We start from the raw sequence: 10,489 nt of genomic DNA, 5'->3' as shown, positions 1-10,489 counted from the left end.
CCGCAAATAGCAGAATTGATATTATCCCAACAGATGCAAGGCGGAAACGTCACGCTCTGTTCCGTACAGCGAGCATTGGGTGTTCGGCATTGAGCTTAGGTGGCCTGCCAACGCCCCCCGGATCACTCCGGACCCACTTGCTGCCGAAGATAGGCAATCCGCTGCTCGATCAGGACGCGATGCCGGAGCCATTCCGTCAAGGTCTGCTTCAGCACCTCGGCCAACCGTTCCGCCTGGCCCGCGTCGTGACCACCGGCACTGAGTTCACGGATCCGATCCTCCTGATCGCGGATGCGCTGCGATCCTTCCTCGATATCCCGATCGGCTCTGATCAGATGGCGGCGCTCGGTATCGAGCTGCTCGGTCCATTCGGCGAGGGAAATGGTCATGGCGACCTCCTCAGGCCTCCCGCTTGCGAACCGGAGGATCGAGCGACTTTAGCACCACGCGCCGGATCATGTCGGCATATTCGCGATATTCGGCAGCCCGCGCCTGGTACATCTCTGCAACCGCAGGCCGGCCGTTGCGCCGTCCGTCCGAGGCCATGCGCTGCACCAACTCAGCCCGCTCCTCGATGATGCGCAGTGCGACCCGCAGGGCTTCATCCACTTGCCCCTCCTGCTCTTTTGCGAGGATGTCGGCGGCGTAGGCGTGACCGACCTGGCAACGGAAACGCATCGGGTGCGACTCCTTGATCTCGGACAACACGCCCCCGCAGGCCGGACAGGTCAGTGCAACCGGATCAGCCACCGAGAGGAGCTTGTCACTGCCGATCCGTTCGCCCGCCGCGATCTCGACCTCGAGCCGGATCTCGGGCGGGATCGGCAGCGCGGCACCCGCAACCTCCCTGGCGAGATCGGACAGAACGTCGCCCATGCCGGCGCCAGGGACGCAAAGATCGATGATGGTCGCCTCCAGGGCGCTTCTTGGCATTTCATCGGCGATCGCGTCCGAGGGGTCCTGAACCACCGAGATTCCGCCGCAACGCTTGATGGCGTTGAGACCGGCCGCACCGTCGGACAACAGGCCGCTGAGGAGCACACCGATGACGCGCGGGCCGTAGTTGATGGCGGCCGAGCGGAACAGGGCGTCGATGGCCGGCCGGACCATGTTCTCGCGCGGACCGCGCCCGAGGAACACGTGATCCTCGGACAGCAGCAGATGATGGTCCGGTGCGGCCAGATAAACCTGGCCGGGCTCGATCTTCATGCCGTTTTCGGCCTGCCGGACCGGGAGCGGGCCGGCGCTGCTGGCGACCGTCGAGAGAATGCCGATGCCCTGCGCCGGGATGTGCAGCACGATGAACACCGCCGCGGGCAGATCGGGCGGGAGACGGCCGAGGATCTGCTTCAGCGGCGCGGTCGCGCCGGCCGAGCCACCTATGACGATGATGTCGCGGTTGCTCATGGAACCCACTATCGGTTGTATCGTTATACCAAGGCGGGTCACCGCCCAATGTTCCTATGGAAGGCAAGGGATGGAAGGTACCATGGCGATTTCGGCTGGATCGTCAGGTCCACAGTCGCCGCTCAGCGGGCGGCGCATCTTCATTGTCGAGGACGAATATTTTCTCGCCGATGACATCGGCAAGGCATGTCAGGCGCTCGGTGCAGAGGTCGCGGGGCCGGTCGGTGATCTCGATGACGCGCTCAGTATCCTGCGTGACGGCGGCATCCTGGATGCCGCGGTGCTCGACGTGAACATCCGCAGTGAAATGATCTTTCCCGTGGCGCGCGAACTGAAGGCCCGGAACATACCTTTCATTTTTACGACCGGATACGACAAGGTCACGATCAGTCCGGAATTCCACGACGTGCCCATCCTGGAGAAACCGATCGATCTGCCTGCGATGGCGCAGCGGCTGGCGGCGCTCATCTCCGATCCGAACGGTTGAGCCGGACGGCGATCAGAACAGATGCGCGAAAGCGAGCCAAGCGGTCACCGCCAGGCACAAAAGCACCGCAGCATAGGGCAATGCGATCCGCAAACAGCAGCCCTCCCCGGTATCAGCCCATCATCATCCAGACGATCGCCGCCATCATCACCAGAAAACCCGTGATTGCCGTTGCGACAAAGGCCTGTTCGACGCGATCCATCGGCATCGCAGCCCCCTTTTTCCAGCCGAACCAGTCTGAGGGCTCGGGGAGCTTTGCGCATTAGGCTATGTGAATCGGCGTGCTCCTTTGTGTCTGTCTGCGGGATCGGCCGCACCGCCCAGCAGAGATTGCGAGAGCCTCGTTCTACGACTTCGCCGTGCCCGGCTCCGCCATCTTGCGATGTTGCTTGGCCAACATCTCGTTCGGCGTGACGTTGGCGATTGTGGTCTGGATCTTGTTCTTCATTCCCGTCACGATGTCGGATTCGCCGCGCAACATGGCGTCGAAGCCGGCCTTCGCGACGTCGTAGGCACTATCCTTCTGCTCGGTGCCGACCTTTGTGTCCATCATGTCGGCGCGGCGGAAGAACTCCGTTTCGGTGGCGCCCGGCATCAGACAGGTAACGGTGACGCCGCTGTCGCGCAGCTCCTCGCGGAGCGCGAAAGAGAATGAATCGAGAAACGCCTTGCTGGCGTTGTAGACCGCCTGAAAACTGCCCGGCGTGAATCCGGCAACCGAGCCGGTGATCAGGATACGGCCCGAATTGCGGCGGAGCATCTCGTTGCCGGCGCGATGGATCAGATACAGCGTGCCGGTGATGTTGGTGTCGACGACGTGCTTGATCCTGGCAAAATCCTGATCGAGGAATGCCTTGCCGAGGCCGACGCCGGCATTGGCCAGCAGCGCGTCGATCGGCCGGTCGCCGACCGCGGCGCAGAGCTTGTCGACGCCGTCGGTGGTAGCGAGATCGGCCTCGACTGGCTCGACGCTGGCGCCGAGCCTGCGGAGATCGACGGCCACCCTCTCGATCTCGGGCTCATCCGCCGCGATGACAAGGTTGAAACCTGCCTGGGCACAGCATCTTGCGAGTTCCAGGCCGATGCCGGTGGAGGCGCCGGTGACGACGGCAAGTTGATTGGCGGGCATGAGCATATCCTTCTCGTATTCTCGCGATGACGTTGATGACGCTCCAATGGCTGCAACCGCCTCTCGTTCCTATCCAGGCCAAACCTCCCGCCGAAGCAAACCTCCCGCCGAAGACTGTGCGGTGCGAAGATTTTCCACGTGCGATAGCAACCATCGTTCGTTGTTCGACTTGGATGCCTCGTAGCTCGCGGGAGGACAGAGATGAAGGCGCTGGTTTGGCACGGCAAGGAAGACATTCGCTGCGACACCGTCACCGATCCTGAGATTCAGGATCCGCGTGATGCCATCATCAAAGTCACGAGCTGCGCCATCTGCGGCTCGGACCTGCACCTCTTTCACAATTACATTCCGGGCATGCTGCCCGGCGACATCATGGGCCACGAGACCATGGGCGAAGTGGTCGAGGTCGGCTCCGGCGTCGACGGCAAGCTGAAGAAGGGCGACCGCGTCGTCGTTCCCTTCACCATCATTTGCGGCGAATGCGACCAGTGCAAGCGCGGCAATTTCTCGGTCTGCGAAACCACCAATCGCAAGAGTCATCTCGCGGAAAAGGCGTTTGGTCATTCGGGCGCCGGCCTGTTCGGCTATACGCATCTGACCGGCGGCTATCCGGGCGGTCAGGCCGAATATCTGCGCGTGCCGTTCGCCGATGCCACCCATATCAAGGTGCCCGCCGGCATTCCCGACGAGCAGCTGCTGTTTCTCAGCGACATCTTCCCGACCGGCTGGCAGGCAGCCGTGCAATGCGACATCGAGCCGACCGACACGGTCGCGATCTGGGGCTGCGGGCCCGTGGGACAGATGGCGATCCGCAGCGCCATCCTGCTCGGCGCCAACCAGGTGATCGCGATCGACTGCCTGCCCGAGCGGCTCAGCATGGCCGAAGCCGGCGGCGCCACCACCATCAACTTCGAAAACGAGAGCGTTCTGGAACGGCTCGAGGAGCTCACCGACGGCAGAGGCCCTGAGAAGTGTATCGATTGCGTCGGGATGGAGTCGCATGTGATGGCCTCCCTGCCCGACACGCTGCTCGACCGCGCCAAGCAGATGGTGATGGTGGAGAGCGACCGGCCGCATGTTCTTCGCGAGATGATCTATGTGTGCCGGCCCGGCGGCATCATCTCGGTGCCGGGCGTGTACAGCGGATTCTCCGACATGCTTCCGATGGGCGCCTTCATGAACAAGGGCCTGACCATGCGCACCGGCCAGACTCACGTCAACCGCTGGACCGACGATTTGCTCCATCGCATCGAGGAAGGCCAGATCGATCCGTCCTTCGTCATTACCCACACCGTCCCGCTCAGCCAAGGCCCCGAGATGTATCAGGTGTTTCGCGACAAGCGCGACTCCTGCGTCAAGGTCGTGCTGAAGCCCTGAGGAGCAATATCCATGTTTCATTTCTCCAACATCGTTCGCACCAAGGGCGACCCCAAGATCGTCGCCGGCGGCCCGAGCCTGAAGCGGACCGAAGACCAGCTCGCGCGTGCGCTCGGCTGGTTCAGCATTGGCCTCGGCGTCGTCGAATTCTTCGCGCCGCGGCGCGTCACGGAAACGCTGGGCATGGAAGGCCATGAGACGCTGGTCCGCGCCTTCGGCGTGCGGGAGATCCTGGCCGGGATCATGTCGCTCTCCGTCGACAAGAACGCTGGCCTGTGGGCCCGCGTCGGCGGTGACGGCCTCGATGCCGCCGCGCTGCTCTCGGGGCTGACCGCGGACAATCCCAAAAAGGGCAATATCGCGCTGGCGCTGCTGATGGTCGGCGGCATCGCGATGCTCGACTACCGCGCCGCGCAAGACACCAAGCCGCGGCGGCCGCCGCGCGACGAGCGGCGCAAGCTGTATCCGAACCGCAGCGGCTATCCCAAGGGCATCGAGGGCGCCCGAACCGCTGCCAAGCAGATCGCAGCGCACGCCACGGCGGGGCGGACCTGAGGACGCACGACGAGGTGATGTAAGGCAATGAGCGAGGCGTCCCGTAACGAAGGTGCGTGGTGGGAATCCGCCGTCATCTACGAAATCGCACTGATCTCGTTCCAGGACTCGGACGGTGACGGCAAGGGCGACCTTGCCGGCCTGACATCGCGCATCGACTATCTGAAATGGCTCGGCGTCGACGCGGTGTGGCTGACGCCGATCTCCAAGAGCCCGTTCCGCGACCTCGGCTACGACATCTCGGACTACTGCTCCATCGAGCCTGCGTTCGGCAACCTCGACGCGTTCGACCGCCTGCTCAAGGCCCTGCACGCGGCGGGGATCCGCCTGATTCTCGATCTCGTGCCCAACCATACTGCGAACGATCACGCCTGGTTCGTCGAGAGCAGCAGCTCACGGAACAGCGCGAAGGCCGATTGGTACATCTGGGCCGACGCGGCCGAGAACGGTGGTCCGCCCAACAACTGGCTGAGCCGCTTCGGCGGCAGCGGCTGGGAATGGTGCGAGGCGCGGCGGCAATATTACTATCATTCCTTCCTGGTCGAACAGCCCGATCTGAACTGGCGCAACCCGCAGCTGCGCGCCGCGATCGCCGATGTCATGCGCTTCTGGCTCGATCGCGGCGTCGACGGCTTCCGCGTCGACGCCAGCGCGGTCCTGATCAAGGACGCGCTGCTGCGCGACAATCCGCATAACCCGCGAGCGAAAGGCAAGCCGCCGCCGCAGCGCCAGACGCCCGTCTTTACCGACGATCGCCCGGAGACGATGGATTGCATCGAATTCATCCGCGAGGTGATCGACGGGTATCCGGGACGAATGTTGTGCGGCGAAGTCCAGGGCAAGACCGACCGCATCGGCCACTTCTACGGCAACGACCGACCGCGCCTGCATCTACCGCTCAATTTCGCGCTGCTGGACTCGCAATGGGACGCGCTGTCCCTGCAAGCAACGATCGACGCGTATTTCAACGCTATCCCGGATCATGCATGGCCGGTCTGGGTGATCGGTGGCCACGACAAGCAGCGAATCGCGAGCACGATCGGCGACGCGCAAATGCGCGTGCTGGCGATGCTGTTGATGACACTGCGGGGAACGCCGTTCTTCTTCATGGGCGACGAGATCGGCCGCAAGCGCGTTCCCATTCCGCCCGACCGCGTCCACGATCCCTTCGAGAAGCTCGTGCCGGGGTATGGCCTTTGCCGCGATCCCGAACGCGCGCCGATGCGATGGGATGACAGCAGCAACGGCGGCTTTACAACCGGCGATCCATGGCTGCCGCTCGAGCCGCCCGACGGCGCGGCCAACGTGGCCACGCAGCAGCGCGACCCACGTTCGATCCTGGCGCTGTTTCGCGCGCTGATGACGCTGCGGCGCGAGCACGCGTGCCTGCTTCACGGCGGCTACGAGCCACTACGCTCGCAGAACGACGTTCTGGCCTACAGGCGGACGGATGGCGGCAACGACATTCTGGTCGCGCTCAACATCGCCGCCGAGCCGCGGAAATGGCACTGGCAAGGTCGCGGCCGCCTGCTGATATCCACGCATCTCGACCTGCCGTCCGAGCCGTTGCCGGACGCCTCCATCCTGCTCCGCGGCAATGAAGGCGTGATCATTGCACTCGACGCACGATGACGGCCGAGGAACCATCAGCGCGTCAGAGAGTCTCATTCAACGCTTCCGACGTCCCCCCTGCCGGAGGCCGAACAGACGAAACCGCGGCCCTGGCGCTCATCCCCCTTCAAGCGCCGGGGTGGCGGCGTGAGCCTGGAGGCAGACCATGAGCAAGACCAAGGGCCTCGGTCAGCGGATCGCTGGCAAGGCGAAACAGGCCGTCGGCGAGATCGTCGGCGATCAGGATCTCCATGAGGAAGGCAAGGAGCAAGCGGAGCGCGGCCGGGACGAACAGAGCAAGCCGAGCGAACTCAATCCGTTGAAGAAACTCAATCAGCTGACGTGAACGCCGCCGCGCCGTCGACCATTTCCAATTCAATTCGCACCGGTGATAAAGGCGCCTCACGGCGACGCTCGCGCTGGGTCGCCGCTGCCGAACTCGGCCTGATCAGCAGCACCTTCTCGACCATCGTCAGCCAGCTCTTCGCCGCGCGCATCGGACGCGATGCCGCCGTCGACTGGCTGACGGTGGCCGCCATCCCCGCACGCGATTGGGCGATCAGCGCAGAGCCGTCGTGGAGCGCGATCCTTGCAGGGATCGCCTTCCACCAATGGGCGGATTTCTCCTGGGCGCTGGTGTTCTTCGGTGTGCTCGGGCGCTGGACCGCCGACCTGCGGCCGCTCACGATCCTGCTGCTCGCGCTGCCCTGGGCCGTGTTCTCGTCAAGCATGGAATGGTTCGTGCTGGTGCCGCTGTTTCCGTTCTGGCAGCCGCTGTTCACGCTGCAGCAGCCCTACTGGATCGGCCTGCTCGTCCACAGCTCCTCGGCGGTGATGTACCCCCTGTTCGCCCGGTTGCGCTGGAGACGAGGCGCGGCACCCGCGCGCGATGTTCGCTTCACCAACGCCTGGATCACCGGCGCGCTGGCTTTGATCGCACTGCTCGGCGCGGCCGCGTTGTTCGGCAGCCATGGTTACGAGCCGCCGTGGATGGGCCGCGACAGGGACGCCGACCAGACTTACATCCGTCACATGACCGCGCATCACGCCCAGGGCATCGCGCTGGCGCGGATTGCCGCAGAGCGCGCACAGGACCCGCATCTGCGAAAGCTGGCGATGCTGATGGTCGCAAGCCAGACCGGCGAGAACCGGATTTTCGAAACGTGGTGGCTGAGCTGGTTCGACACCGAGATGCCCGATTGCAGCTCGGACGAACGTGCCGCCATGCCGGGCTTCCTGACACAGGCCGAGATGCGGCAGGTCAAGGCCGCGCCGGCGGACCGATTCGACGCGCTGTTCGTCGAGACCATGAGCAAGCATCACGCCGGCGCGGTCAGGATGGCCGACCAGATGTGGCATAGCGGCGGCGATCTGCGCCTGCGTGTGATGGCCCACGCCATCCGCCACGAGCAGCAGGGCGAGATCGCGCTGATGCACGGCGCCAGCGGCATTGCCGCCGTCGCCACCGCCTTCCACAATATGCTCGGCGACAATGTCAATTGAGCGGATCGTCCCCTACTCCCGCCAGAACTCCGCCAATTCCTCGGCGGTCATCAGGTCGACCTGGCCGTGAAAGCGGGTGCGGTACATCGTCATGAGCGCATCATGGCCGACGTCGGACGAGCTGCACAGCGCATCCTCGATGATGACGACCCGAAAGCCGAGATCGACGGCGCTCAAGACCGTCGAGAGCACGCAGACGTCCGTCTCCGCCCCGGTGATGACGACCGTGCCGACATTCTTCTCGATCAGCAGACTCGCGAGGCCGGGACTGCTGAATGCCGAATAGGCCGGCTTGTCGATGACGACAGCCGGCGGAACGAAGCGGCTCAGGGCCGGCACGAGTTCGAGACCGGATGGCGGCAGATGTTTGCGGGTCGCTTCGCGCCAGCGACGAAAATAGCGCTGCCACTGTCCGGGCCGATCTTCCGGGTCCTCGGGCGTGATGAATCGCGTGAAGATCGTTCTGGCCTGATGGCGCGAAACGATCGAGGCGATCGTCGGCAAGACCCTCGCCATCCATGGCGTCTCCCAGAGACCGCCAGGAGCGAAAATGTTCTGCATGTCGATGCACAAGTGAACGGCGTCGCTGATGTCGGTCACTTCCGACGCGCTGTCTCTCATCGTCTTTCACCATCAGGAACATGGCCGCGCGCCGGGAGCCGGCATTTCCGCAGCGAGCTCACCGACTGCAATGCGATTCCGACGGCCATCGTTCCCCGGTCATCCGCTCCGGAGGAAGTGCTTGCCGACGCAGACCAATCCAGAGAAGCCCGGCGTCGGTGGAATCGGCTTGCGCCGCTTCCCAACCAAGCGTAATTTTCAACTCTACGTAGCTCATTCGAAAGCATCTATCGGGTTCGGCCAAGCGGGAGACAGCAATGGCGGATGTCCCATGGCACCTTTCCGGTGACTATTTCGAGAATTGCAGTTGCAGCATCGTGTGTCCCTGCCTGGTGTCGGCGGCGCCCCCGTTGACCGCGCGACCGACTGAGGGCTTCTGCAAAGTACCGCTGATCTTCCACATCGAGACCGGCCGCTATGGCGATATCGCGCTCGATGAGCTGAATGTGCTCGTCATCCTCCACGCACCTGGGGTGATGGCGGACGGAGACTGGTCGGTCGCCGCCTATATCGATCAGCGCGCCAACGATGACCAGACCGAGGCCTTGGCTGCAATCTTCACCGGCGGCGCCGGTGGTCCCATGGCTGCGTTCGCGCCGCTGATCAGCAAGAACCTCGGGGTGCGCAAGGTCCCGATCACGTTCCGGATCGACGGCAAGACGCGGTCCGCGGAAATCCCCGGCATCCTGCACATGTCGGTCGATCCGCTACCGACCATGCATCCGAGCGGCGAGATGTGGACGAACATCGGCCATCCGGTCAGCCCCGACGCAATGGTGATGGCCGTTGGCGCCGCCGGCAATACCTTCAGCGATCATGGCATGCGCTGGGATAATTCCGGCAGAAACGGCCTCTATGCGCCGATTCGCTGGTCGAACCAGGCTTGATGTAACTCCCGATACCGGCCTGCATCGGCGGCCGGCGACATCGATCGCACAACATCGATCGCAAATGACGGACAGCCCCATGGAAGCCGTGCTGCGGCGCGATCGCTGGATCGTCGGCGGCGCGATCGGCGTCATTGTCGCGCTGGCATGGAGCTATGTGCTCTGGCTCGCCAACGACATGGACATGGGCGGCATGGACATGACCGAGTTCCGGATGATCCCGGCCGGGACCGGAATCATGCTGCCGGCCAACGCGCCGTGGCGAACGATCGAGTTCGCCTATGTGTTCCTGATGTGGGCGGTGATGATGATCGGAATGATGGCTCCCTCGGCCGCGCCCATGATCCTGATGTACGCCCGCGTAGGCCGACAGGGCAAAGCGCAAGGCAAGCCATTCGCCGCGACCGGCTGGTTTGCCGCCGGTTATCTTTTCGCCTGGTGCGGCTTTTCGCTGGCAGCCACCTTGCTCCAATGGGCGATCGAGCGGGCCGCCCTGCTGAATTCCCGGATGGCGATCGCGAGCAACGTGCTTGGAGCCATCGTGCTGATCGCGGCGGGCATCTATCAATGGACGCGGCTCAAAGACGTCTGTCTCGCCCAATGCCAGTCGCCGTTTCTATTCCTGATGCGCCACGGCGGCTTTCGCAGCGAGCTGCGAGGATGCGTGCTGCTGGGCTTTCGGCATGGCGGTTATTGTGTCGGCTGCTGCTGGGTTTTGATGGCGCTGTTGTTCGTGGGCGGCGTGATGAACGTACTCTGGATCGCGCTTTTATCGTTGCTTGTACTTTTGGAGAAAGTCACGCCGGTCGGACGCTGGATCGCGCGCGCTGCCGGCATCGCCTGTGTGGCCGCGGGCACGTGGCTCCTGCTGACCTTGCCGCAGTGATGACGGGTCGCGAACGAGGACCGCGC

12 protein-coding genes are annotated in these 10,489 nt (G+C 63.9%); 8 read left to right on the top strand and 4 right to left on the bottom strand.

Features of this window, described 5'->3' with window-relative positions; genetic code table 11:
* Positions 1–122 precede the first annotated feature (122 nt).
* Together ABIB90_RS29545 and ABIB90_RS29540 are read right to left on the bottom strand one after the other, a co-directional pair.
* Positions 123–389 carry a hypothetical protein gene (locus tag ABIB90_RS29545; protein ID WP_354201870.1) on the bottom strand — a complete coding sequence of 89 codons (267 nt, stop codon included), beginning with the start codon at positions 387–389 and terminating at the stop codon, positions 123–125.
* Between the two features lie 10 nt (positions 390–399).
* Positions 400–1,407, bottom strand: a complete 1,008-nt coding sequence (locus ABIB90_RS29540) for a chemotaxis protein CheB (RefSeq protein WP_354201869.1) — start codon at positions 1,405–1,407, stop codon at positions 400–402.
* An 82-nt stretch (positions 1,408–1,489) separates the two neighbouring features.
* Between ABIB90_RS29540 and ABIB90_RS29535 the strand changes: the two genes are divergently transcribed.
* Positions 1,490–1,894 carry a response regulator gene (locus ABIB90_RS29535; protein WP_354159278.1) on the top strand — a complete coding sequence of 135 codons (405 nt, stop codon included), beginning with the start codon at positions 1,490–1,492 and terminating at the stop codon, positions 1,892–1,894.
* A gap of 346 nt (positions 1,895–2,240) precedes the next feature.
* On the opposite strand, the gene ABIB90_RS29530 is transcribed toward ABIB90_RS29535, so the two are convergent.
* Positions 2,241–3,023 (bottom strand): SDR family NAD(P)-dependent oxidoreductase, encoded by a 783-nt coding sequence (locus tag ABIB90_RS29530; RefSeq protein WP_007603189.1) that lies wholly within the window; start codon positions 3,021–3,023, stop codon positions 2,241–2,243.
* A gap of 201 nt (positions 3,024–3,224) precedes the next feature.
* Here ABIB90_RS29530 and ABIB90_RS29525 point away from each other — a divergent pair, with 201 nt between their 5' ends.
* The 5 genes from ABIB90_RS29525 (at position 3,225) to ABIB90_RS29505 (ending at position 8,069) form a co-directional block, all read left to right on the top strand.
* Entirely contained in the window at positions 3,225–4,400 is a 1,176-nt protein-coding gene (locus ABIB90_RS29525; RefSeq protein ID WP_219683989.1) for a zinc-dependent alcohol dehydrogenase, read from the top strand.
* A 12-nt stretch (positions 4,401–4,412) separates the two neighbouring features.
* Positions 4,413–4,955, top strand: a complete 543-nt coding sequence (locus ABIB90_RS29520) for a hypothetical protein (protein ID WP_354158466.1) — start codon at positions 4,413–4,415, stop codon at positions 4,953–4,955.
* Positions 4,956–4,982: 27 nt separating this feature from the next.
* Positions 4,983–6,587 carry an alpha-amylase family glycosyl hydrolase gene (locus ABIB90_RS29515; RefSeq protein ID WP_354201868.1) on the top strand — a complete coding sequence of 535 codons (1,605 nt, stop codon included), beginning with the start codon at positions 4,983–4,985 and terminating at the stop codon, positions 6,585–6,587.
* Between the two features lie 145 nt (positions 6,588–6,732).
* Entirely contained in the window at positions 6,733–6,912 is a 180-nt protein-coding gene (locus tag ABIB90_RS29510; protein WP_007603181.1) for a CsbD family protein, read from the top strand.
* Complete coding sequence (locus ABIB90_RS29505) at positions 6,909–8,069, top strand: DUF305 domain-containing protein (protein WP_354201867.1); 1,161 nt, start codon at positions 6,909–6,911, stop codon at positions 8,067–8,069. Before ABIB90_RS29510 ends, ABIB90_RS29505 begins: the two co-directional genes overlap by 4 nt.
* A 12-nt stretch (positions 8,070–8,081) precedes the next feature.
* Here ABIB90_RS29505 and ABIB90_RS29500 read toward each other — a convergent pair whose 3' ends face one another.
* Positions 8,082–8,690 (bottom strand): cysteine hydrolase family protein, encoded by a 609-nt coding sequence (locus ABIB90_RS29500; RefSeq protein ID WP_354201866.1) that lies wholly within the window; start codon positions 8,688–8,690, stop codon positions 8,082–8,084.
* A 257-nt stretch (positions 8,691–8,947) separates the two neighbouring features.
* Between ABIB90_RS29500 and ABIB90_RS29495 the strand changes: the two genes are divergently transcribed.
* Both ABIB90_RS29495 and ABIB90_RS29490 read left to right on the top strand, forming a co-directional pair.
* Positions 8,948–9,577, top strand: coding sequence for a DUF1326 domain-containing protein (locus tag ABIB90_RS29495; RefSeq protein ID WP_354201865.1), 630 nt, complete (start codon positions 8,948–8,950; stop codon positions 9,575–9,577).
* 64 nt (positions 9,578–9,641) lie between these two features.
* Positions 9,642–10,463, top strand: a complete 822-nt coding sequence (locus ABIB90_RS29490) for a DUF2182 domain-containing protein (RefSeq protein WP_035994739.1) — start codon at positions 9,642–9,644, stop codon at positions 10,461–10,463.
* Positions 10,464–10,489: the final 26 nt, after the last annotated feature.

The sequence above is a fragment of the Bradyrhizobium sp. JR4.1 genome, from assembly GCF_040548605.1.
GTDB lineage: Bacteria > Pseudomonadota > Alphaproteobacteria > Rhizobiales > Xanthobacteraceae > Bradyrhizobium > Bradyrhizobium canariense.
Note: the sequence above shows the minus strand (reverse complement) of the source record. Positions and strands in the feature narration are given on the sequence as shown.